Origin of the sequence: Phyllobacterium sophorae (genome assembly GCF_003010965.1) — a bacterium.
In the GTDB taxonomy this organism is placed as follows: Bacteria; Pseudomonadota; Alphaproteobacteria; order Rhizobiales; family Rhizobiaceae; genus Phyllobacterium; species Phyllobacterium sophorae.
In genome coordinates, this window is the sequence record NZ_PGGM01000005.1 from 63,604 (window position 1) to 87,475 (window position 23,872).

The 23,872-nt window shown below is 55.9% G+C and carries 23 protein-coding genes; 11 read left to right on the forward strand and 12 right to left on the reverse strand.

Annotated features, from left to right (window positions below):
• Nucleotides 1-41 precede the first annotated feature (41 nt).
• The 7 genes from CU103_RS12890 to CU103_RS12920 all read right to left on the reverse strand — a co-directional run bounded on the left by CU103_RS12890 (nucleotide 42) and on the right by CU103_RS12920 (nucleotide 10,975).
• Nucleotides 42-3,062 carry an autotransporter domain-containing protein gene (locus tag CU103_RS12890; protein WP_106664345.1) on the reverse strand — a complete coding sequence of 1,007 codons (3,021 nt, stop codon included), beginning with the start codon at nucleotides 3,060-3,062 and terminating at the stop codon, nucleotides 42-44.
• 625 nt (nucleotides 3,063-3,687) lie between these two features.
• Entirely contained in the window at nucleotides 3,688-4,359 is a 672-nt protein-coding gene (locus CU103_RS12895) for a hypothetical protein (RefSeq protein WP_106664346.1), read from the reverse strand.
• A 191-nt stretch (nucleotides 4,360-4,550) separates the two neighbouring features.
• Nucleotides 4,551-7,469: an isoleucine--tRNA ligase gene (gene ileS / locus CU103_RS12900; RefSeq protein ID WP_106664347.1), complete on the reverse strand. Its 2,919-nt coding sequence runs from the start codon at nucleotides 7,467-7,469 to the stop codon at nucleotides 4,551-4,553.
• Between the two features lie 273 nt (nucleotides 7,470-7,742).
• On the reverse strand, nucleotides 7,743-8,585 hold the full coding sequence (locus CU103_RS12905; protein ID WP_106664348.1) for a MipA/OmpV family protein: 843 nt from the start codon (nucleotides 8,583-8,585) through the stop codon (nucleotides 7,743-7,745).
• 103 nt (nucleotides 8,586-8,688) lie between these two features.
• Nucleotides 8,689-9,669 (reverse strand): bifunctional riboflavin kinase/FAD synthetase, encoded by a 981-nt coding sequence (locus CU103_RS12910; protein WP_106664349.1) that lies wholly within the window; start codon nucleotides 9,667-9,669, stop codon nucleotides 8,689-8,691.
• An 8-nt stretch (nucleotides 9,670-9,677) separates the two neighbouring features.
• On the reverse strand, nucleotides 9,678-10,526 hold the full coding sequence (locus tag CU103_RS12915) for a TIGR01459 family HAD-type hydrolase (protein WP_106664592.1): 849 nt from the start codon (nucleotides 10,524-10,526) through the stop codon (nucleotides 9,678-9,680).
• Nucleotides 10,527-10,642: 116 nt separating this feature from the next.
• Entirely contained in the window at nucleotides 10,643-10,975 is a 333-nt protein-coding gene (locus tag CU103_RS12920; protein ID WP_106664593.1) for a winged helix-turn-helix transcriptional regulator, read from the reverse strand.
• Nucleotides 10,976-11,109: 134 nt separating this feature from the next.
• Here CU103_RS12920 and CU103_RS12925 point away from each other — a divergent pair, with 134 nt between their 5' ends.
• The 7 genes from CU103_RS12925 to groL all read left to right on the forward strand — a co-directional run bounded on the left by CU103_RS12925 (nucleotide 11,110) and on the right by groL (nucleotide 17,693).
• Nucleotides 11,110-11,814 (forward strand): glutathione S-transferase family protein, encoded by a 705-nt coding sequence (locus tag CU103_RS12925; protein WP_106664350.1) that lies wholly within the window; start codon nucleotides 11,110-11,112, stop codon nucleotides 11,812-11,814.
• Nucleotides 11,815-11,930: 116 nt separating this feature from the next.
• Nucleotides 11,931-12,947, forward strand: a complete 1,017-nt coding sequence (locus CU103_RS12930) for a cation diffusion facilitator family transporter (protein ID WP_106664351.1) — start codon at nucleotides 11,931-11,933, stop codon at nucleotides 12,945-12,947.
• A gap of 5 nt (nucleotides 12,948-12,952) precedes the next feature.
• Nucleotides 12,953-13,258: an ArsR/SmtB family transcription factor gene (locus CU103_RS12935; RefSeq protein ID WP_425350602.1), complete on the forward strand. Its 306-nt coding sequence runs from the start codon at nucleotides 12,953-12,955 to the stop codon at nucleotides 13,256-13,258.
• Between the two features lie 105 nt (nucleotides 13,259-13,363).
• Entirely contained in the window at nucleotides 13,364-14,653 is a 1,290-nt protein-coding gene (locus tag CU103_RS12940; RefSeq protein WP_106664353.1) for a hypothetical protein, read from the forward strand.
• Between the two features lie 82 nt (nucleotides 14,654-14,735).
• Complete coding sequence (locus CU103_RS12945; RefSeq protein ID WP_146147791.1) at nucleotides 14,736-15,452, forward strand: hypothetical protein; 717 nt, start codon at nucleotides 14,736-14,738, stop codon at nucleotides 15,450-15,452.
• Nucleotides 15,453-15,686: 234 nt separating this feature from the next.
• A complete protein-coding gene (gene groES / locus CU103_RS12950; protein ID WP_027230208.1) occupies nucleotides 15,687-15,983 on the forward strand; it encodes a co-chaperone GroES in 297 nt (98 codons plus the stop codon).
• Nucleotides 15,984-16,046: 63 nt separating this feature from the next.
• The gene (groL, locus tag CU103_RS12955) at nucleotides 16,047-17,693 is read left to right on the forward strand and encodes a chaperonin GroEL (protein WP_106664355.1); all 1,647 of its coding nucleotides are present in this window, start codon (nucleotides 16,047-16,049) and stop codon (nucleotides 17,691-17,693) included.
• 74 nt (nucleotides 17,694-17,767) lie between these two features.
• On the opposite strand, the gene CU103_RS12960 is transcribed toward groL, so the two are convergent.
• On the reverse strand, nucleotides 17,768-18,175 hold the full coding sequence (locus CU103_RS12960; RefSeq protein WP_245448767.1) for a winged helix-turn-helix transcriptional regulator: 408 nt from the start codon (nucleotides 18,173-18,175) through the stop codon (nucleotides 17,768-17,770).
• 90 nt (nucleotides 18,176-18,265) lie between these two features.
• On the opposite strand from CU103_RS12960, the gene CU103_RS12965 reads away from it, so the two are divergent.
• A complete protein-coding gene (locus tag CU103_RS12965; protein ID WP_106664357.1) occupies nucleotides 18,266-18,826 on the forward strand; it encodes an NADPH-dependent FMN reductase in 561 nt (186 codons plus the stop codon).
• Between the two features lie 68 nt (nucleotides 18,827-18,894).
• Complete coding sequence (locus CU103_RS12970) at nucleotides 18,895-19,572, forward strand: glutathione S-transferase family protein (protein ID WP_106664358.1); 678 nt, start codon at nucleotides 18,895-18,897, stop codon at nucleotides 19,570-19,572.
• Nucleotides 19,573-19,580: 8 nt separating this feature from the next.
• Here the strand turns inward: CU103_RS12970 and CU103_RS12975 are convergent, their stop codons facing one another.
• Nucleotides 19,581-19,934 (reverse strand): VOC family protein, encoded by a 354-nt coding sequence (locus tag CU103_RS12975; RefSeq protein WP_106664359.1) that lies wholly within the window; start codon nucleotides 19,932-19,934, stop codon nucleotides 19,581-19,583.
• Between the two features lie 8 nt (nucleotides 19,935-19,942).
• Nucleotides 19,943-20,353: an SRPBCC family protein gene (locus tag CU103_RS12980; RefSeq protein WP_106664360.1), complete on the reverse strand. Its 411-nt coding sequence runs from the start codon at nucleotides 20,351-20,353 to the stop codon at nucleotides 19,943-19,945.
• Between the two features lie 284 nt (nucleotides 20,354-20,637).
• On the opposite strand from CU103_RS12980, the gene fumC reads away from it, so the two are divergent.
• On the forward strand, nucleotides 20,638-22,029 hold the full coding sequence (fumC, locus tag CU103_RS12985) for a class II fumarate hydratase (RefSeq protein ID WP_106664361.1): 1,392 nt from the start codon (nucleotides 20,638-20,640) through the stop codon (nucleotides 22,027-22,029).
• A gap of 109 nt (nucleotides 22,030-22,138) precedes the next feature.
• Entirely contained in the window at nucleotides 22,139-22,525 is a 387-nt protein-coding gene (locus CU103_RS12990) for a DoxX family protein (protein ID WP_106664362.1), read from the forward strand.
• Nucleotides 22,526-22,584: 59 nt separating this feature from the next.
• On the opposite strand, the gene msrA is transcribed toward CU103_RS12990, so the two are convergent.
• Complete coding sequence (msrA, locus tag CU103_RS12995) at nucleotides 22,585-23,274, reverse strand: peptide-methionine (S)-S-oxide reductase MsrA (RefSeq protein ID WP_106664363.1); 690 nt, start codon at nucleotides 23,272-23,274, stop codon at nucleotides 22,585-22,587.
• A 21-nt stretch (nucleotides 23,275-23,295) separates the two neighbouring features.
• Complete coding sequence (msrB, locus tag CU103_RS13000) at nucleotides 23,296-23,790, reverse strand: peptide-methionine (R)-S-oxide reductase MsrB (protein WP_106664364.1); 495 nt, start codon at nucleotides 23,788-23,790, stop codon at nucleotides 23,296-23,298.
• Nucleotides 23,791-23,872: the final 82 nt, after the last annotated feature.

The following is a 23,872-nucleotide window of genomic DNA, read 5'->3' on the forward strand; positions in this document are numbered from 1 at the left end:
GCGACCTGCATATCCGGGCACATACTGCCTGTTAAACTGATTCAGAACCTCACATTGAGGTTGGCCCTCAAACCGTGGTCCTGAACCCTGCTGGCGATCTGCCCCTGATAGGACAGGCCAATCGTCGTATTTTGAGCTATGTCCATGTCGAACCCCGCCGCCAGCAATGCCGCGTCGCGCGCGATGGGCAGACCGGAGATGTCAAAGATATTGGCTCCAGCAGAGGCGCTCGTGGAAACAGGTGTGATATCGCCGTAGGCATGACGCCATGCGGCCGTGCCCCGCAGCCTGGTATCGGCAAAACCAAATGATAGTTCTGTCGATGCGTGCAGGCCGAGCGTGGTGTAGGTCACATCATTGTTGGATACCGCACCCGATAGTGCCGCCGTTCCGCCCGTCTCGCTGAAGCCGCCGGATCGCAGATTGGCATAGGCGAGACCGGCGAAGGGTTCAAAATCGACCTTGGCCGTCTTGATATTGTAACCGGCCTCGGCAAAGGCTTGTGCGGTTGCCGTATGATAGTCTGCGGCGAGATACTCGCGCGTGTTGGTGAATTGTACCTGGCGATCGATGCCGATATCGTGCCAGGTATAGCTGGAGCCGGAGCGCAGATTAAACGCGCCCAACTGCGCGCCGCCATAGACACCAAGATAATAACTGTCCACCGAGGCCGAAGCGGCGAGATCCGGTTCATCGAGCTTCGTGTGGCTGTAGCCGCCAACGAGGCCGAGGCGGGCATGATCGCCAATCGCCGCATCGCCGCCGGCAAATATGCCGCCGATGGAACGATCAAGACCGGTAAAGGCCTCGTCGCTCTTCTTGTCTTCCCACGAGCCAAAACCTTGCGCCCACAGCGCGAAACGATCGGTCGTGGCGGCCTGCAGGTCCGCGCCGTCCGGCCCGAAGGCCAGCACGGGCAAGGGCGCGGACGAAACCCCAAAAGCCGAGCGCACCCTGTTGTTGACCGCCTCGTTGATGAAGCGGCTGTCATCGAGCAGCACACCGGAGAGCGAAGGATGAATCCCGCCTTGCACCTGCGCAACGGTGCGTGGTCCCTTTTCCTTATCCAGTTTCTGCAAATTTTCGACCAGCTCAGAATTCCCGTCAATCGGGAGTTCATCCTGCTTCAGGAACAGGATGACGGTATTGGCGTCCGGGTAGCCAATCTCCGGCTTAAGAAAGTAGCGGTTCGTTTCAACGCCGCTAAAATGCCCCGCCACACCCCCGGAAGCCGTGAGGATCGTGTAGGTCGTCGTCGGCTGCCAATTGCCGCTATCGGCTTCAACCTGTACATGCGCGCCATTCAGCGTCGCCACACCGGAAATCTCCGTCTTGTCACCGGTGCCGCCGGCGCTGGTTTCAACCCGATAGGTCGATCCGGAGTTGAAGGTGAGATCGCCCTTGACATGGATCGTACCGATAGAGTTGCCCGGCGCCAACGCCGCCAGATCTTCAATCGTCGTAGAACCCACAGTGCCGATGCCACCGAGTACCCCGCCGCCCAGCACATCGAGCGTGCCGCCAAGGACACCATTGACGGAGAGAACACTTTTATCGAAGACCTGCGTCCTGCCGCTGAAATTGCCGCTGTCGCCAATCAGATCGACATGGCCGGATTGAATGTTCACATTGCCTGCACCTTCCATGTCGGTTGCGAAGGCATAATCGGCTTTCGTATCGAAATTGAGCGTCCCGGCACCATCGCTGAAGGTTAGAAGGTCGGTATTGAAGGTGCCGCCCTCGCCAATATTGATGGAGCTGGCGTTTGTGATCGCAAGGATCGTCGATTGGCTGCTGACCACGCCGCCATTGCTGATATTGAGCGTGCCGGTGCCGGCGTCACCGACAGTCAGAACACTTTCCGTGTTCCATTGGGCACCCTCTCCGCTGACATTGACCGTGCCGGTTGAACCGGACTGACCCGCTATTACAGACGATTGGCTGGTGACCACGCCGCCGTTGCTGATATTGAGCGTGCCACTGCCGTTCTCGCCAACTGTCAGTACAGTTCCAGTTGTCCATTTTGAGCCCGCTCCGCTGACGCTGGCGATGCCCGCTTCACTCGCTGTCATACCAATCTCATATGACGCGCCAACGCTGACAAGACCGCCATTCGTAATGTCAAGCGAGCCGCCGAGTTTCATATCAGTGCCCGTATTAAATCCTGACCCGGACCCGTCCACTGTGACAGTGCCCCTACCCCCGACATATGTCTCCCCGGCATTATCGACAAACCCGCCGTCGGTGATCGTCAATCGAGCTGTCCCTCCTACAGCGATATCAAGGCCAGTGCCCGTTTTCCAGACGGATTTTGAACCGTTTACTTCCACTACACCCGTACTGGGGGGAGTCACATTGGAAAAGCCGATGGCAGAAAAATACTCTACACTCACGCTTGCGCCATTTTCGATAATCAGGGTGCCAACCCCACCTCTACCACTGCCAACCGCCATCGCACCGTCTGTTGTCTCCCAGGACGAACCGGGACCACTGACACGAACTGTTCCAATACCCCCATTTTCTGTTCCAATCTGAGAGCTTCCCATGCTCTTTACCGTGCCGCCTTTCTCAATGATCAGATTTCCGCTGCCAAATTCCCCCACAGTCAAACCAAAGTGAGTGTTACGCGCCGAACCATTGGCCAATAGTGACGAACCCGGGCCCGACACGATAATTGCTCCGTTGCTACCCATCTGCTGGCCAATCGCCGCGCGTCCAGCAAGTTCGACAACACCGCCAGCTTCGATGAGAAGCCCGCCCTTGCCATTTAGGCCGACCATCAGTCCTATACTGTCTGAACTCCCTTCCTCAGACCACTTTGAATCCGGGCCTGTCACAGTCACCGTTCCGAAGCTGCCCGCCTCGTTGCCGATAACCGCCAGTTCCGTGTGTTTGACAGAACCGCCACCTTCTACCGTCAACGTGCCGGTGCTGGTATTGCCTATGATAAAATTCGTCTTTGCATCCCACTCGCTTGCGGGGTTGGGATCTGTCACCAGCGCATTATTGGAGAATACGTCGCCGCCTACAGTGATCTGCTGCGCAAAAGCCGCTTGCCCCATGGCGGCGAGCGCTAAAGCTGAACATGCTTGCTTCCCGAGATGGCAACGTCAGGTTGTCAAAGGCACCCATGCATTTTGATGAAAGCCGCTGGAGAAATGCTCAAAATTACTTCCTTGGGAAATAAAAGTCCGATTAATTGGCATCACGAAATAGACTTCAATTTGTAGAGTATAATCCGTGTAGTCTGGTCAAAAAAGCCAAGTCAATTAGACCTTGGTAGCGTTGTATGAAAATGAATAGGCAATTGAGGGATGTGTTACCGTCGCAGGAAACCGCCAAAGCCAATTGATATTGATTGTTTATAACTATTTGAAATGATTAATTTATCTGGATTGCGATCATTGCTGCGGCGATGATCAATCAACCTCTCGATCGCCCAAATGCAACCAAAATATTTTCTGCAATCTGCACTAGAAAAAGTCGCTCAAAGTGAGAAATGGAACGCAATTCTGACTTGTTGGATTCAGCCGCTTTATTTGCCTATGGCGTCACGATTCGTGTTTTTGTAGTCACCATATGACAGAAAATAAGCATGCGCTGGTTTTATACTTTACTCGTGTAAACTTTATTCGGAAGCCCTTGCAGGGCGCCGCGCGCATTCTAGACCAGATGGGTGGGACGGCCTTACTCCCAAGGAATAAGGTTGCGCCAGCTGAAGCCCTTGTCCTTGCGGGCAGCTGCCTTGCGCTCGCGCTCTTTCTTGGCTTCGTCCTCACCAAGATCATCGGCAGCAGCGGTGGCCGCGGGCGCGCGGTATTCCAGCGGCGGTTCACTTAAATAGCGGCGTGTCGTGGGCGACCCTGCGGTCGAGGCAAGCTTGCGCGCACGAAACTCGGCGCTTTGGTCCGTTTGCCCGTGAGGTACAACCTTTGGCACCTTGTCACCGAAGAAACCATAATCGGATTTATCCGCATCCGCCTTGGCAAGCGGCATGTCATTCTCGACTTCAGGCGTGAAGTTCGGATTGTTCTGATTTGCCGTTGCCGTGTCGCGGATCCGTTTACGGCGTGCCTCAGGCGACTCAGGCCAGTTTGGGTTGCCCGCCGTATCGACAGCAGCCTGCGGAGCGGGCAATTGCGCCGCTTTGCCCTCGGCAGGACGGACCAGTTCCGGACGCGGGTTGTAGGCGATCTGATTGCGCTTTTTCGGTCCAAACGATGCGAGGTTAGAAACGTCATCCAGCAACTGGCCACCGGCAGTCTTATCCGTGCCATAGGTCGGCGAAGAAACGCAGCCGCCAAGCGCCAGCGACGCGATCAATGCACCGAAAACCGTAATGCGTCCGTTCAAATCCATGCTTGCCACTTCCAACCCGAGCCTTGAGCAGATTGCCTGCTGATCAAATTTGCTTGATCTATGCCCTGCCTCTAAAATCAGGCAGTTCAATGGCAATCCTTTTACATGAGGCCAACTAGTTTAAGCAAGCCAGTGAAAGTTATTGTCAAGAAAGATGCGGATTACGGGAAATCACGATCCGCATCTCTTTTTCAAGCCACCAGCTTTCCGAGTTTGGCCAGTTCGCGCAATGCGGCGGCGTCGCGGGCCGAAACATCAGGATAGGCTGCGTCCGACCCGACATCATGGGTATAACGCCATGAACGGGCGCATTTCGTACCTGTTGCGCGTTCGGGCACCACGGCAACGCCTTTGACTTCATCCGCGATGAAAGCGTCCGCAGGAGCAGTCTCGCCCTTGATTGTGATCGCACTGGTGATGCAGATCTCGGCCATGTCGAGGTCCTTCACCGCGGCCAGCAACTCAGGATCGGTGATGAAGACGACAGGTGCCGCTTCCAGCGACGAGCCGATACGCTTGTCAGCGCGCTCCAATTCGAGCGCGCCAGTGACGACGCGGCGCACGTCGCGCACCTTGCGCCATTTGGCAGCAAGTTCGTCATTCCTCCATTCTGGTCGCGTATCCCGGAACTGCTCAAGATGCACCGATACGGCATCCTTGTGCAGGTCGAGCCATGCTTCCTCGGTCGTGAATGGCAGCATGGGCGCCAGCCATGTGACGATGCGGTCAAACAGGTGGCGGACAACCTGCAGCGCTGCCTTGCGCTTGATGCTCGATGGCGCATCGCAATAAAGGGCGTCCTTGCGGATGTCGAAATAGAACGCCGAGAGTTCGACATTCATGAAGTCGATCAAGGCACGGGTGATGCGCTTGAACTCGAACGTATCGTAACCGGACCGCACGAGTTCATCGAGCTCCGCAAGACGATGCAGCATCAGCTTTTCAAGTTCCGGCATGTCCGCATAGGCAATCTCGTCGCCCTCGTCATGAGCGAGCGTGCCAAGCATCCAGCGGATGGTGTTACGCAGCTTGCGGTAAGCGTCGATATTGGTCTGGATGATGTTCTTACCAAGGCGCTGGTCTTCCCAGTAATCCGTCGTCATGACCCAGAGACGCAGAATATCCGCGCCGGAATCCTTGATGACGTCCTGCGGCGTCACGGTATTGCCGAGCGACTTCGACATCTTACGGCCCTCCTCGTCCATGGTGAAGCCATGGGTGACGAGGGTGTTGTAGGGCGCACGGCCGCGGGTGCCGCAGCTTTCCAGCAGCGAAGAGTGGAACCAGCCGCGATGCTGGTCCGAGCCTTCGAGATAGACATCGGCTGGCCATTTCAGGTCCGGCCGGTCTTCCAGGGTGAAGACATGCGTCGAGCCGGAATCGAACCAGACATCGAGAATGTCGCGAACCTGCGTCCACGGCTCATTCGCCTTCTCGCCGAGGAAGCGCTCACGAGCGCCTTCGGCAAACCAGGCATCGGCGCCCTCCTGCTCGAACGCTTCGAGGATGCGAGCGTTGACACCGTCGTCCTTCAGGACATTGCCGTTCTCATCGGCAAAAACGCAGATCGGCACGCCCCATGCCCTTTGACGTGAAAGCACCCAATCCGGCCGGTCTTCGATCATGGCGCGGAGGCGGTTCTGGCCGCCGGCCGGCACGAAACGGGTTTCGTCGATGGCAGCAAGAGCCCGGGATCGCAACGTGGTCCGGTCGCCGAGATCCTTGTCCATGTATACGAACCATTGCGGCGTGTTGCGGAAGATAACGGGTTTCTTCGAGCGCCAGGAATGCGGATAGGAGTGCTTCAGGCGGCCGCGCGCGAAGAGCGCATTTCGGGAGATTAGTTCATCAATAACAGCCTTGTTCGCGTCACCCTTCTTGCCATTGTCGTCGATGACACGCGCAGCCCCGCCTTCTCGATCCGGACCAAAGCCCGGCGCGTCCTTGGTGTAGTAGCCTGCATCGTCAACCGCGAAAGGGATTGCAGGAGAGATGCCACGTGCTTCGAGGTCGCGCGCGGCATTCATCCAGGCTTCAAAGTCCTCTCGGCCATGGCCGGGGGCGGTATGCACAAAGCCCGTGCCCGCGTCGTCGGTGACGTGATCGCCGTCCAGCATGGGCACCACGAATTCGTAGCCGCCGCCAAAACCTTCAAACGGATGGAGGAGAGTGATCGCCGCGAGCTCATCGGCGGAGACGGTCCGGATACGCTTGAACGTCAATTTGGCCTTCATCGCCGATTCCTCGGCAAGCGCATCAGCAAGGATCAGTTTCTCGCCAGGACGCGGTCCGAAATCATTCTCGACCGCCTCGACCTCGTAGAGGCCATAGGCGACTCGCGGCGAGTAGCTGACGGCACGGTTGCCCGGGATGGTCCAAGGCGTGGTCGTCCAGATGACGACATGCGCCGATGATAAATCAGACGGTCCTTTCGCGACCGGGAACTTCACCCAGATCGTGTCACTTTCAATATCGGCATATTCAACCTCGGCCTCGGCCAAAGCAGTGCGCTCGACCACCGACCACATCACCGGCTTGGAGCCGCGATAAAGCTGGCCGGACATGGCGAATTTCAGCAGTTCGCCGGCGATGCGGCTTTCCGCATGGAAAGCCATCGTCGTGTAAGGGTTTTCGAAATCGCCCTCGATGCCGAGCCGTTTGAACTCCGCCGACTGGACCTTGATCCAGTTGGTGGCGAATTCGCGGCATTCCTTGCGGAACTCGTTGATCGGAACGTCGTCCTTGTCCTTGCCCTTGGCGCGATACTGCTCCTCGATCTTCCATTCGATCGGCAGACCGTGGCAATCCCAGCCCGGCACGTAATTGGAGTTGTAGCCGCGCATCTGGAACGAGCGAGTGATAACATCCTTGAGGATCTTGTTCAGCGCGTGGCCGATATGGATGTTGCCGTTGGCATAGGGGGGGCCGTCATGCAGGACATAAAGCGGGCGCTCCCGGGCGTCCTCGCGCAGGTTCTTGTAGAGGTTCATCTCCTGCCAGCGCGCAACGAATTCCGGCTCCTTGGCGGGCAGGCCGGCGCGCATGGGGAAATCCGTCTGCGGCAGATAAAGGGTCTTCGAATAATCGAGTGTCGTGGATTTATCGGTCATTTTTCCAGCTTGTATAAAGGCCCGCGCGTGGTCACAGCAGGCGGGAATCTAAAGAAATCACAATGAAGCGCAACGGCGCCGCCCCGGACCTTCCGCACCGCAAAGCCGAAGCTTCAGGAATGCGGCAAGGCCGGGCCAGTAATTCGTATCGCCTGAATAGGTATGGACTGCACGCAAGTCCAGAAAACGGTTTTCATGACCGCGCTTTTAGCAACGACGCCTGCGAGAATAAAGGGGCAGCCGCAATAAACTTCACGTTTGCCGTCCTGTCCTTCAAAGCGAGAAATCGAAACGATAGGTTGCCTGGACGCCAAACGTGGCTTGATTGGCAGAACCGCGTTCTTTCACCAGGCTGGAGTCTGCTGCCGAGCCCATCAAGCGGCTGTATTCGGCATAGGCGCTGGTGGTGATCTTCTCGGTCGTCTGCCAGGTGATCTGGCCACCGACCCCAAGCGATTTGAGACCGCCACCCGGCGAATATTGCGCGAGGCCGGAGGCCGCCGACTCGCTGGCATTTACCCCGTAATATTCCTTGAAATAATCTTTTGTGGCGAACGTTGCGCGGGGACCGGCGGACACGCGTACGGTCTGCGTCAAGTCCTGGAAGGCATCGATTGCCACATCGGCAACAACACCGTCGTGTGCACCAATGCCACGGCGCACGTCAACGCGGCCACGAATATTGTCCGTCGGATAGAACTCGGCAAAACCACCCAACTCGACGCCCCAGTCGACATCGTTCAGGCCCTTGAGGTCATCGGAATCACCATCATCACGGCCAGTGATCAATTTACCCGTCAGACCGGCACGGAAAACGCCGGTATCGATGAAGCCCAACGATGCATTGTCGTTGAGTGACGAGAAACGAACTGAACTTCCGGCGCGACCGAGCGAGATCACTGGGGCGGCGCTCAGGAGATAGTCCTTGGCGCCCTCGTAACGCGGCGCGACGAAGCCTTTTGCCCCCAGCGTCAGATACCAGTCACCCGACCACCAATGCTCGCCGCGCGGGCTGCTGGTTGTCTGGTTGTCAGCGTAATATTCATCGGCAAAGACTGCTGCTGAGCCCGCAAAAACTATTGCGCTCGAAAGAGCGCCAATAAGACGAATGGACATGAAATCACTCCGGAATCTTGCCTGGGAGGCGGCAAGCTTTGGCGCGAAGCTACTGAAAGATAGATAAAATTGGATTTATTCTTTTGGTAAACGATTTGCCAATTCAATCAAAGTTGATCGTCTGGTCGAGAGCGGAAAGCGGCTTCACGCCCTGTAGAAGCGCTCGCGCTTCTTCCTCATCACGCCTGATCTGCTGCATCATCGGCTCAAGGCCATCGAACTTTTCCTCGCCGCGCAGATATCCAAAGAATGACACCGCACAGATTTCACCGTACAGATCGCCGTTGAAGTCGAAGACGAACGTTTCGAGCAGCGGCTCGCCATCGGTATCGACTGTCGGTCTGCGGCCAAAACTCGCAACGCCGTCGTAAAGCGTGCCGTCCGCACGACGGAAGCGTACGGCGTATATACCATGTTTCAAATGGGTTTCGGGCGGCAAAATCATGTTGGCCGTCGGAAAACCGATAGTCCGGCCAAGCTGCTTGCCGGCAACGACTTCCGCCCTGATCCGGTGACGGTAACCGAGGAGACCGGCAGCTTCCACCACCTCTCCTTCACCAAAAAGCTCACGGATGCGGCTCGACGATATCGCCTGCCCGCCTTCATCGCGAAAAGCATCAACCAGGGTGACGTGAAAGCCGCGTTTCTCGCCGGCGTCCATTAGAAAGGCAGGTCCACCCTGGCGGCCTTTGCCGAAATGAAAATCGAAGCCGGTAACGATGCGGCTTGCCGCCAAGCCACCGACCAGAATCTGATCAACGAAGACATCCGCGGTCAGTTGAGAAAACTCACGGGTGAAATGACATTCAACCACCGCATCGAACCCGAGCGCTTCCAGAATTAAAGCTTTTTCAGCGGCGGGTGTCAGCCGGTCGACCGGTTGGTCCGGGACGAATACGCTGCGCGGATGCGGCTCGAATGTCAGGACGAGTGAAGGTTTACCTGCTGAATCCGCCGCTACCAATGCGCGTTCGAGAACGGCCTGATGTCCTCGATGCACACCATCAAAATTGCCGATCGCCACGACTGCATCCTTGAGATGCTCTGGCAGATGGGATGGATCAGTCAGACGCAAGATCGGCATATAATACCTCAGGCCAAAGCGGGCATCGTGGCGACGGGATTACTGCCATGCTTGTCGAGAAACGCCAGCAGTTTCTCAAGATCATGGACACCGCCCATCACATAGTCCCCCGCATGAATACCGCCGGATATATAGAGCGCATCGATGCCGAATTGGTCGGCACCTTTGATATCAGTCAGCATGCCATCGCCGATAGCTAAAATACGCGAACGATCGACAGGTTTGCCGCGTACTGCTTCAGCGGCGGCAACGGACGCCTCGTAAATCGGGCGGTGCGGTTTGCCGGCAATCAGCGTGCGGCCGCCGAGCTGACTATAGTCGCGAGCAAGCGCGCCAGCGCACCAGATGAGACGATCTCCACGCTCGACGACAATATCGGGATTGGCGCAGATGAAAGGCAGGTTGCGCGAGCGAAGACGCGTCAGCATTTCAGCATAGTCTTCGGGTGTCTCCGTCTCATCGTCGAAAAAGCCTGTGCAGACAACAACGTCCGCTTCACGCTCCTCGACGAGTTCGATATCAAGCCCGTCATACAACGTTTCATCACGATCCGGCCCAAGGTGGAAAATCTGGCGCGGCGCATTTCGGATCAGTTCGCGCGTTACATCTCCGGATGTGACAATGCGATCATAGGACGCTTCTGGCACGCCGAGTGCGTGGATCTGCTGAGCAACGCCAGCGAATGGTCGCGGCGCATTGGTGATGAGAACCACCGTCAGACCGGCCTGCCGCGCGCGCGACAGGGCGCTGGAAGCAGCGGCGAATGAATCCACACCGTTATGCAGGACGCCCCAGACATCGCACAGAAGCACGTCATAACGATCCATCAATGCGTCGAGACGCTGCAAATGTACCATGTCGGTCATGCCGATCCTTTCAGAAGGCGGGTGGTGTTGGCTCCGAGTCCCAGAGATGCAATCGCTTAACCGATCGGGCCAAACGTGTCACGCGGGATTGTGGTGAGGACAGGCGCTCAGGCTGCCTTTGCGTCGCGATGTCTGGTCAGGCGCTCACCGCATTCGCCAAGGACATCGACCAGCGAGCGCAAACGCAGCCCCTCTTCGGTGAGACTGTATTCAACGCGCACGGGAACCTCAGGGTAGACGGTGCGGCGGACGTAACCAGCGGCCTCCAGTGCACGCAAATCCAGCGTCAGCATGCGCTGGGATATCTTTGGCATGTCGCGGCGAAGGTCGCTGAATCGCTTGGTCCCCTCCAGGAGATAATAGATCAACAGGATGCGCCAGCGTCCGGCAAGGACGAGCATGGCGTTTTCAACGGGGCAGTGTGAAACCGTGTCCTTCATTTTCGTCCAATCTTTAGATGCTGGTATAAATTTTGTACCATCATGACATTTTTGTGCCTTCTTTACAATAGTTACCGCCATCGCCATGTTCCATTTCACCGCGGCTCGTGAACTCAAAATCAAGGAAATTGGAAATGGAACCTGTACTGTTTTATGGCGTGCCGCATGGCTGCTCATTCGGATCGATTGTTGCGCTGGAATGGCTGGGACAGCCCTATCGCCTGAGCCGGATCGACATGCTGGCCAAGACGAAGAGCAATATTTATGGGCGCGTCAACAGCCACCAGCAGACGCCGGCTCTGCTTCTGGAGGAAGGCAAACCGCTCAGCGAAAGCTTCGCCATTCTGCAAAACATCGCGGCACGTGATCTGAGCCTCAAGCTGGGGTTTGCGCAGGGAACGAAAGAGTCCGACCGGCTCAACCAGATGCTTGCCTATCTGCACACGAGCTTTCATTCCGCCTTTGCGTCTGGCTGGGTTGCGTTCAAGTTGAAGGATGGCGATCCGGCGATCAAAATACTGCGTGACCTGGCCCGGGAAAAGGCTGCCGAAGGCTACGCCTATCTGCAAACGCATATGAAGGGTCGCGAGTGGCTTGTCGGGGACAGCAAGACGATTGCCGATGCCTACCTCATCGGCATCGCACGCTGGGGCGAAGACTTGAGGCTTTTCGATCTGAAGGTCGAGTATCCAGGGCTTCAGCGCTACCTGCAGAAACTTGAAACAGACAGGGGCGTTATCTTTGCCCACGCCATCGAGGATGGTCAGCCAGCAGTGACAAGCGGCCAATTCCTCGGCCATGTGGATCTCGCCGAGATCGAGCCACGACTCGCCGCATAGGCACTCCCCGATCACGATCCACCGGCCCCGGCGCCGGTGGATCAAATGCTCTGCCCGCCGTTGACAGTAGACATATGAACAAGTATTGATATGTTTGTTAGCAACGAGAGCAAGCCATGTCGCATTCGCACGAAGGTCACGATCACGCGCCGAAGATCACGGCGGACAACCAGCGTAAGGTGTTGATCGCCTTCTTTATTACCTTTGCCTTCATGATCGTTGAAGTGATCGGCGGACTTCTGTCGGGCTCGCTGGCGCTGATTGCCGATGCCGGGCACATGGTAACCGATGCGGCAGCCTTGGCCCTTGCCTATGCTGCCTTCCATTTTGGCAAGCGGGCTGCCGATGAGCGGCGCACTTTCGGTTACTTGCGGTTTGAAGTCATCGCCGGACTGATGAATGCGATCGCGCTCTTTGCCATACTTGTGTGGATTACCATCGAAGCTGTCGATCGTTTTCGCAATCCGGGCGAAGTTCTGGCCGGTCCCATGCTCATCGTGGCGACCATCGGATTGATCGTCAATATAGCGGTGTTCTGGATCTTGACTCGAGGCGATAGCGAGCATGTCAACATCAAGGGCGCTGTGCTGCATGTTCTGGGCGACCTGCTCGGTTCGGTGGGTACCATCATTGCCGCGATCGTCATTTATTATACGAGTTGGACGCCCATCGATCCAATCCTGTCGATCTTCGTCTGCTTGCTGATCCTGCGCAGTGCCTGGGCCCTTCTTCAAAATTCGATGCACATCCTTCTCGAAGGCGCTCCGGCAAATGCTTCGCCGGAAGAAATTGAACAGTATTTGAAGACGACCATTCCTGGCATCGCCAATGTGCGGCATGTCCACGTCTGGATGATCACGTCAGGCAGGGCGCTCGCCACATTGCATGTGCTGCCAAAGGCCGATACCGACCCGCGTCTTCTGGTTAAGGCGGTCGAGGCCGAACTCGCGAAAAAATTCGACATCGAGCATTCGACGATCGCCATCGATTGGCCCGATATGGCCACTGACGACTGCTGTCTCTGTACGAACTCCAACGGCGAGCATGAGCACAGCCACGACCACGGGGACCATGATCACAGCGACCACGATCACGGTGTTCACGCCCACAATCACGAGGGCCACAAGCATTGAGCAAGGTGGTCCTTCCCTCGCAGCCAGAGACGACGATCCTCGCCGAGACATTCCGGCTGCTTGGCGATTCCACGCGTTTGCGTATTCTGTTTTTCTGCCTGGAGGCGCCAAGATCCGTGGGCGACATCGCAGCAAGCCTCGACCTGTCGCAATCGCTGGTCAGCCATCATTTGCGGCTTTTACGGGGTGCGCGTCTGGTGCGTGGCAACCGGCAGGCCAAGCAGATTTTCTACGAGCTGGCCGATAAACACGTCAGCGATATGCTTGTCGATATGGCGCACCACGTCTGCGAGGAGAGTGGCGACGACTAAACCAAGCGGGATTGCCCATCGGTGAACACCCCGCATACGACCAATTGCCAATTGACAGGCTCACCTCACAATAGGAATATTTTCCTTTAAACGGGAAAATATTTCATGGGCTTATCATCCTACCAAATTTCCGAAATCCTTTACCTCAGGTCAATGGTCACCGCTGAGACTGAGCGGTTGAAGCTGATGCGGTCGGCACCGCCAAATACCTATCCCCGCATGGAAATCCGCAAAGTGGAGCTCGGCCTCGATTTTAACCGGTCGAGATTGCGCGTAATGGAGGAGGTCGCCCGCAAATACGACGCAAACCAACCGCGTGTACCGGCGGGTAATCCCGATGGCGGCCAATGGACCGATGGCGGGAGGTTCGGCTCTTTTCGATCGAGCCCATCTGTTGACCCGATCAAGACAGACGCTACATCGGCTCAGCGGCGCAGCAACAACGGTCGTGTCAAACCTGCTTCATATTCCGGTCGAGGACAGCACAGCAATCTTGAATTCAATGAAAGCCAGAAGGCCGAACTCAGAAGCAAAATCGGCAGCGGAAAAGGTGCCTACGTCGAAGCGTATAAATATCTGCATCAGCAAGTTCAAAATCGTCTGCAGAACCCTGGTTTGAGTATTATGGACCGCAAAGAGTTCGAAGCGCAGGAGTTCTGGCTGCGCAAGGCGGGAGAAATCAACGCCGACGATCCGAACAGCCAAGCCAGTTTCTTTATTCGCAACGTAACCCGAAACGGCTTACGTTTTGATGGCATGCCTTTTGATCCTGTGAAGATACAGGCGAACTCCAATCTTATTGGCGAGCATGTCATGGGAAGCGTTTTACAGGATGGCAAGCTGCCATCCATGCAAGAAATCATTGCCAAAGATGCTCTCTCCGCAACAGACCAAGAACGGGGGCACCAAACGATTGGAGGATGGGGCGGAGCTTTCAATTATTGGGATATACCATTGTCAAATGAAATAGGAGATACGGTGGGCTCCCGTATTTCTAAATACCCCGCCGAATATGAAAAGTTCATTTCGGTCAATGCCAAGGCCCTTGCTGATACCGTCAGAAAATTCAGACTTGATCGCTATCCAGAAAATTCAGCCCAAGCGATAATTCAAGGGCTAAACGCACAGGTGCCGGCAAAGATAAAATCTGACATCCTTGATCGCGCAATTGATGGAATCAATGGTGAGCGCGGCGGTTTTGCCGGAGATCCTAATAATATTGATGGCTATCGTCCCCGCTTTGACGAAAATGACAACGTGATCGGCTGGTTTTCGCGGGATAAGCGTCTTAAGGAAATCGACGTAACCGATGGGTCAAAAATCGAAAGGCTCAATATGCGTTACCACATTCGGCAAAGCAAAGGAGAATTTCACCCCTGGCAGAATGCAGATTAGGCCCGAACCCAGCTTACGACGAACGTCGCATTGCCGCGTGACGTTCATCGTTTTAGACTAGGCTTTCCTCTGGGTGAATCTGATGCGGAAGAATACGTTCACCCGTCTGTATATGCTGATCATGTTCGTGTTCGGAACCGCGTCCTTTTGCACGTTCGCTATGGCCGAGGACTACCCGTGCAAGCCTGAAGGTGACATCGAGTCTGCCTGGTTCAGAGTAGAGAATATGGACCCCACATATCCCGTTTTTCGCCGCTTGGAAGATGGGGCGCAGGCTTTCAACATTCCCTATGCTTATCTTTTTTTCAGGCCAACGCCGGAACGTGTAAATTGTTATCCGGATCGTTTTGACTTCGCCTTCTGGATGCCAACCCTCGCTCCCTCGAAGAAAGAAGCATTCTATGCTAATGGATGGACTCCTGAAGAAGGGTATCCTCCAGGCGGGTCCTATCTCGTTCGTGTTCCGTATGTGCGAACCATTCCAGACGGCAAGGATGCACCGGGATTTCCGTTCTCAAGCATTGAATTCATCATGGACATGTACAAGGAGCGCATCCCTTTCAAAAACGAGTTAACCCGAATCTCGGCTCTCGATTTTTGGTCAGAAATCTACGTAAATCTTGATCAAAAGCAAGGGGACACACGTCTCGATTGCTTCAACATAGGTTGCGAATTCACTTTCTATTTCAGAGATTTGAAAATCGCCGTACAGGGCTCCTTTGCAAAGGATAAGCTGCTGCAATGGAAAGCGATCAAAGCCGGCACCCGCACTTTGCTTGAGCGCTGGATTGTTCGATGATTATGGGAGGCTGCTTTTCGTCTCTGCCGCTTGAATTCCGGAACGGCTTAGCCCCGGAAAGGCAGCTATCCTGAAACTGCTGTCATGAAAATTTCGCACGGCTTTCCCTTGACTCTTCAGCGCCATCCCACTATCTCCGGCCGCAGTTAGCACTCACCTATGGCGAGTGCTAATAACGGGGATGGCGCAGCCGTCCGCGACATCGTTTTGACACCAACATCAAGGGTTCTAACCATGGCCAAGACCAAGTTCCGCCCGCTTCATGACCGCGTCGTTGTACGCCGCGTCGAATCCGAAGCAAAGACTGCAGGCGGCATCATCATTCCGGATACTGCCAAGGAAAAGCCACAGGAAGGCGAAGTCATCGCTGTAGGCACTGGCGCTCGTGACGAAGCCGGCAAGCTCGTACCGCTCGATGTCAAGGCAGGCGATTTGATCCTGTTTGGCAAGTGGTCCGGTACGGAAGTCAAGATCGGCGGCGAAGACCTGCTGATTATGAAAGAATCCGACATTCTGGGCATTCTCGGCTAATCGCCGGCTGTCCTTTCACCAACGAATTTAGATCAAACCGGGATAACCCCCAGGAGAGATACAATGGCTTCCAAAGAAGTAAAGTTCGGCCGCGACGCGCGTGAGCGCATGCTGCGCGGCGTCAATATCCTTGCAGACGCTGTCAAGGTAACGCTCGGCCCGAAAGGCCGTAACGTTGTCATCGACAAGTCCTTCGGCGCTCCGCGCATCACCAAGGACGGCGTAACTGTTGCCAAGGAAATCGAACTCGAAGACAAGTTCGAAAACATGGGCGCACAGATGGTGCGTGAAGTCGCTTCGAAGACGAACGACATTGCCGGCGACGGCACCACGACCGCTACTGTTCTTGCCCAGGCCATCGTTCAGGAAGGCGGCAAGGCTGTTGCTGCCGGCATGAACCCGATGGATCTGAAGCGCGGCATCGATCTTGCTGTTGCAGAAGTCGTCAAGCAGCTCGGCAAGAGCGCCAAGAAGATCAAGACTTCGGAAGAAGTTGCGCAGGTCGGCACGATCTCTGCCAATGGCGAATCCGAAATCGGTGAAATGATCGCCAAGGCGATGCAGAAGGTTGGCAACGAAGGTGTTATCACCGTTGAAGAAGCCAAGACCGCTGACACCGAGCTGGAAGTTGTCGAAGGCATGCAGTTCGACCGCGGCTACCTGTCGCCATACTTCGTGACCAACCCTGAAAAGATGGTTGCTGACCTCGAAGACGCCTACATCCTTCTCCACGAGAAGAAGCTTTCGAACCTCCAGGCTCTTCTGCCGGTTCTTGAAGCTGTCGTTCAGACCTCCAAGCCGCTCGTCATCATCTCTGAAGACGTCGAAGGCGAAGCGCTTGCTACGCTCGTCGTCAACAAGCTGCGCGGCGGCCTGAAGATTGCTGCTGTCAAGGCTCCTGGCTTCGGCGATCGCCGCAAGGCCATGCTCGAAGACATCGCCATCCTCACCGGCGGTCAGGTCATCTCCGAAGATCTCGGCATCAAGCTCGAAAGCGTTACGCTCGACATGCTCGGCCGCGCCAAGAAGGTGTCGATCACCAAGGAAAACACCACGATCGTTGACGGCAATGGCAAGAAGGGCGAAATCAACGCCCGCGTCGGCCAGATCAAACAGCAGATCGAAGAAACCACTTCCGACTACGACCGCGAGAAGCTGCAGGAACGTCTTGCCAAGCTCGCTGGCGGTGTTGCCGTTATCCGCGTTGGCGGTGCAACGGAAGTTGAAGTGAAGGAAAAGAAGGACCGCGTCGACGACGCCCTCAACGCAACCCGTGCGGCTGTTGAAGAAGGTATCGTTCCTGGCGGTGGCGTTGCCCTCCTGCGCGCTTCGGCTGGTCTTACCCTCAAGGGCGCCAATGCCGACCAGGACGCAGGTATCAACATCGTTCGTCGCGCCCTGCAGGCTCCGGCCCGTCAGATCGCAACCAACGCAGGTGATGAAGCTTCGATCGTTATCGGCAAGATCCTCGACAACAAGAAGGAAACCTTCGGTTACAACGCTGCCAACGGCGAGTATGGCGATCTGATCGCACTCGGCATCGTCGATCCGGTCAAGGTTGTCCGCACCGCCCTGCAGGATGCTGCATCGGTTGCTGGTCTTCTCGTTACGACGGAAGCCATGATCGCCGAAGCTCCGAAGAAGGACAATGGCGGCGCTCCCCAGATGCCAGGCGGCGGAATGGGCGGCATGGGTGGCATGGACTTCTAAGAAGTCCTGTCCCAACGACATATGGAAAAAGGCGGGTTTCGACCCGCCTTTTTTCATTCGTCCGGCGAATGGAGCTATTCAGCAGCTTGTGCGAAGGGAGTCTGGGGTTCCTTGCCGCCGTTAGCTGCATCGAATCGAGCGCGGGCTTCGCTGACGCGCTGCTCGTTTTTGATCGCCCAATCTCCAAGCGCTTTTACCGGCACCAGCAGATCGCGTCCCAAATCCGTCAGCTCGTAATCCACACGTGGCGGAATGGTCGGATAAACTGTCCGGGTCACAAATCCGTCGCGTTCAAGACCACGCAACGTACTCGTCAGCATCTTTTGAGAGATACCATTGATTGTCCGCTTCAGCTCGTTGAATCGCATCGACCCATTGCCGAGATACTTGACGACCATCACCGTCCATTTGTCGCCGACGCGTGCGAGGAGATGGTGAACCGCCGCACATGCAGGGGTTACTTCGAAGTGATCTGGTTTCAAAAAAGTGCCTCCTTGCGACCGTTTCGAACAGTCACTTATATAGCGCCGGTCACAAATAGTTACCATCCCCCAAGATGAAGGATTCATGAAATGGCTAAAGCTAAAATCGGTATCATTATTGGCAGCACACGTATCGGCCGTTTCGCCGAATTTCCTGCCAAATGGATCGCTGAGGTTGCCGGCAAGCGTGACGATGTCGAGGTGGAGATCGTCGATCTTCTTGACTATCCGATGCATTTCTTTGCTGAAGAGCGTACCACGACGGAGCAAAACGAAACCGCGGAGCGGTGGAAGAAAAAGCTGCGGGAATTCGATGGCTTCGTCGTGACCGTCGCCGAGTACAATCACGGCCCGACCGCCGTGTTGAAGAACGCCATCGATCTTGGTGAGTTCTCGCAACGTCCCGTCGGCTTTGTCGGCTATGGCGGCGTGGGCGGTGCCCGTGCAGTGGAACAGCTTCGTCTGATCTTCGTTGAAATGGGCTCGGCGTCGGTCAAGACCGGGGTTCATATCTCTTATCCCGAATATCTGACCGTCGTTAAAGGCGAGAAGAAACTTGGAGATTATGCGCATCTCAATGAGGCAGCCGACAACCAGCTCGCCCAGCTTGTCTGGTGGGCGAATGCTTTGAGAGCTGCTCGCGCAGCCTGATTCTCGGAAGGGCGGCGGCTTCGGCTGCCGCTCGTTTCATTTGCGGCCATCATCCGGAGAACCATGCCTTGTCTTCCCTCACCCTCATCAGCCATCCTCTTTGCCCCTATGTGCAACGCGCAGCTATAGCCCTTGCCGAAAAAGGCGTTCCATTCGAGAAAATTTACATTGACCTGCAGACGAAGCCCGACTGGTTCCTAAAAGTTTCGCCGCTTGGAAAGGTACCGCTGCTGCAAGTTCCCCGGCCGGATGGCAGCGACGCAATTCTCTTCGAGAGCTCGGTCATTGCCGAATATATCGATGAGTCTCAACCCGGACCGCGCTTGCACCCGCAAGACGCCCTGACGCGTGCCCGCCATCGCGGCTGGATGGAATATGGCTCCTCCATTCTCTCCGAGATATGGGGGCTGGAAACGACCAGGGATGTGCGTGTCTTCGAAGAAAAGCGCAAGGCTCTCATCGACAAATTCGGGCGTGTAGAAGACGAACTCGGCGATGGCCCCTTTTTTGCGGGCGCCAATTTCAGCCTGGTCGATGCGGTCTTCGCGCCCGCCTTCCGGTATTTTGATACGTTCGATGAGATCAGCGACCTTGGGGTGTTTGCGAACTATCCCAAAGTTCGCGCATGGCGCAAGGCACTTGCGGCGCGGCCTAGCGTGCAAAACGCAGTAACGGTCGAGTATCCGCAGCTGTTACGCGAGTTTCTGAAGAAATACGACGCTTACATGCTGACACTGGCGTCCTGATCTGGATCCTATTTATCTGACCAGACCGCAAGCTCATATCCATCGGGGTCGGCGAAATGAAAGCGCCGGCCGCCGGGGAAACTGAATACGGGTTTCAGGATTTTTCCGCCCGCTTTCTCGACTCGCTTCAATGCATCTGCAAGATTATCGGCAAAGAGGATGACCAGCGGGCCGCCCGATCGGACTTCGCCTTCTGACGTAAAGCCGCCCTTAAGACCACCATCGGAAAATTCGCAATAGCTGGGGCCGTAATCAGTGAAGGTCCAGCCGAAGGCATCGCCATAGAAGCGGCGCGCGCGCCCAATATCACTCACATTGAATTCGATATAGTCGATACGTTTGTCTTTGCCTGAACTTGCCATATCTTTTCTCACTCTATGAGTTGTGCTTCGAGCAGATCCTTGAGCTTCTGCAGATCTCGCTTCACCCACGCGGCATCGGCAGTGAATTTCTCATCGTCCATGCCCGGCAGGCGAAACAGGGTGAAGGTGACCTCGCAGCTGTCACCATTGGCAACCGCCCGCAGCGGAATATAGACTTCCTCACCCGTTTCTGTGGTCACCCAATGATCGAGAACACCAAACTTGTTATCAGGTGCGAACCGCAATCGAAGCTTGCCAGAGGGACTATCGGCCAGCCATTCGTCACCGGATTTCTGCAAGCCGGATGTAAGGCCTGACGCCCATTCTGGCAGGTGTTCCGGAACACTGGCGTAGTCATAGACATCACGCCAATTGCGGCCAATGGAAATCTGAAGGGTTCGCGCTTCATGTGTTGCCATGATGTCCTCCCCACACATCAAACTTTCAATTCAAAATTAGCACGAACCAGGAAATTAGTCAGATAATGTCACTCGCATGCGTACTTTCAAATGACCAAGGCAGTCTTGCGAATAGGGCGCTAGCCGTTGCGCACATGTGCGGGGCGCCTCAAGTGGCTTTTTGCCTTTAATCGATTTTATCCCAAACCCGCGTGAATTCCAGGTCGGCATTCCACTCTCGAACCTTGCCTCTCGCGGAGCTTCGCAGTAGTGCTTGCGCCAACTCCCAACAGGAAAAATACACGATGAGCTCTACCCGTACCGAAACAGATACTTTTGGACCCATCGAAGTCGCTTCGGACAAGTATTGGGGCGCACAGACGGAACGCTCGCTGCATAATTTCAGGATCGGCGGCGAGAGGATGCCGATCCCGCTCGTGCGCGCCCTTGGCATTGCCAAGCGAGCCGCTGCGGAAACCAACATGGCACTCGGGAAGCTCGACGAAGTGCTTGGCCGCGCCATCACCGTCGCTGCGGAAGAAGTCATCGAAGGTAAGCTCGACGAGCATTTCCCGCTGGTTGTCTGGCAGACGGGCTCGGGCACACAGTCGAACATGAATGCGAATGAGGTCATTTCCAACCGCGCCATTGAAATGCTCGGCGGAACCAAGGGCTCGAAGAAGCCGGTTCATCCAAACGATCACGTCAACATGAGCCAGTCCTCCAACGACACGTTTCCGACTGCGATCCATATCGCCACGGCCGTGGAGGCAACCGAACGGCTCTATCCCGCGCTGGACCATCTGACTGCCGCGTTGGCGAAGAAGGAAAAGGCATTTGCCGACATCATCAAGATCGGCCGAACCCACACGCAAGATGCAACGCCCGTTACACTCGGTCAGGAATTTTCGGGCTATCGCGCGGCGCTGGAATTCGCGCGCAAACGCATCGAGCAGAGCCTTGCCGACGTCTTCCTGCTGGCACAGGGGGGTACGGCCGTTGGGACCGGCCTCAATGCGCCTGTCGGCTTTGAAACAGGTTTTGCCGAAGCGGTTTCCGATATTACCGGCCTGCCGTTCAAGACCGCCCCAAACAAGTTCGAGGCACTCGCGAGCCATGGCGCCCTGGCTAACTTCCATGGCAGCCTCAATGCACTGGCAACGGACCTGTTCAAGATCGCCAATGACATCCGCTTCCTCGGTTCTGGTCCGCGTTCCGGTCTCGGCGAATTGAAACTACCGGAAAACGAGCCCGGCTCGTCGATCATGCCGGGCAAGGTCAACCCGACGCAGGCCGAAGCGCTGACCATGGTCGCGGCGCAAGTTTTCGGCAATCAAACAACGGTCACTGTCGCTGCCAGCCAGGGCCACTTCGAACTCAACGTGTTCAAGCCGGTCATTGCGCTGAACGTTCTTCAGTCGATCCGCCTGCTCTCGGATTCCATGGTCTCCTTCGCAGACAACTGTGTCGAAGGCATCGAAGCTGATGAAGCCCGCATCAAGGACCTGCTTGAGCGCTCGCTGATGCTCGTCACAGCACTGGCGCCGGCGATTGGCTATGACAATGCGGCAAAGATTGCCAAGACTGCCCACAAGAACGGCACGACCTTGCGTGAAGAGGCCCTCGCCAGCGGTCACGTCTCGGCTGAAGATTATGACCGCCTTGTTCGTCCAGAACGTATGATCGCACCAGAGTAGGAATCGAATATCATTTTACTGTGAACAATCTGTCGAGAAAATGGTGGCTTTGCTTGACAATCGAATCTAGATATTGGGCTGTAACGACAAACCCCGGAGAAGTTTCCTAATGTCCAACAATGCTATTGTTACGCTTGTCAGCCGCATCCTGCTTTCGATCCTGTTCATTCCCGCTGGTTTCGCCAAGCTCACAGCTATTGGCGGCACAGCGGGCTATTTCGCCTCCAAGGGGCTCCCACTGCCAACAATCACTGCCGTTATAGTCGGCCTGGTTGAACTTCTTGGCGGTCTCGCCGTTCTGGTTGGCTTCCAGACTCGCTACGCCGCAGTCCTGCTCGGTTTGTTCACGATCGGCGCTGCCCTCGTCGGTCATCTGGTTCCCTGGGATCAGGCGAACCAGATAAACTTCTACAAGAACCTCGCGATTGCCGGCGGTTTTTTTGTGCTGGCTCAGCATGGGGCAGGCGCACTATCTATCGACGCCAAGCGCGGCTGATCGATCCGATACTGAACAAGAAAAAGGCCGCTTCGAGCGGCCTTTTTTGTTGCGTTGTCTCAGTTCGACGCTTTGTTCTCACTGACCAGCACAGGGTTGTCGCGGTAATCCTGCGGGAATAATTTGCTCAGGTTTTCGATCTTCGGGAGATCGTAGTAAGCGATGTAAGGCTGCGAAGGATGGATCGTCGCATAATCCTGGTGGTAGGCTTCGGCGGGGTAGAATTCTTCCAGCGATGAAACCTTCGTAACGATCGGACCCGAGTAGACCTTGGCCTTGTCGAGCTGAGCGATATAGGCTCTCGTAATCTTCTCCTGCTCGCTGCTGGTCGTGAAAACCGCCGAGCGATACTGTGTGCCGGAATCCGGTCCCTGCCGATTCAACTCCGTGGGATTGTGCACCACGGAAAAATAGACTTGCAGTATCTTGCCAAGGCTGACGACTTTCGGATCAAAGGTTACTTCCACCGACTCCGCATGTCCGGTGTCGCCGTTGCTCACAAGTTCATAATTTGCGGTTTCCTTCTTGCCGCCCGAATAACCGGAGACAGCGCTCGTTACACCCTTCATGTGCTGGTAGACCCCTTGGACGCCCCAGAAGCAGCCACCGGCAAGGACGATGGTCTCAGGCTTCGCGGAGGCCGTCTGATCGACCGCAGGTGGCGGAACCATGGTGACAGTTTCGCCAGCAAGCGCGCATCCGGGAGAAATCAAGATCGTCGCAGCGAGCAGGAAATGATAAACTTTCATGGATCTGGGTCCTTTGCTATCTCAGGCAGCTGCCGGTTTGAATGTCAACGCGACGCCATTCATGCAGTAGCGCAGGCCAGTCGGCTTTGGCCCGTCATCGAAGACATGACCGAGATGGCCACCGCAGCGATGGCATTCGACCGCTGTACGCGTCATACCGAAGGAAGGGTCGGGAATCTCGTTTACCGCGCCCTTGATCGGCATCCAGAAACTCGGCCAGCCGGTGCCGCTTTCGAATTTCGTATCTGAATCAAAAAGTGGGAGGTCGCAGCCGGCGCAGGCAAAAATGCCTTTACGCTTTTCGTGATTGAGCGGGCTGGTGAACGGGGCCTCCGTCCCCTCCTCGCGCAGCACGTAATATTGTTCGGCGGTCAGGAGTTTCTTCCACTCCGCATCCGTATGCTTGATTTCGAACGGGCCTGCCGCACGCGCGACTGGTGCGCCAGCAAATCGTGTCGCGACGAATGCGCCGAGCCCCGCTATCGCACCGCCAAAAAGCGTTCGACGTGTCATCATGACTGAACTCCTAGCGTTACTATACCGATCATATTCGGTCTTCTGCTGGGAAATACGTATGGATCGCTGGAAAGGTTACAGA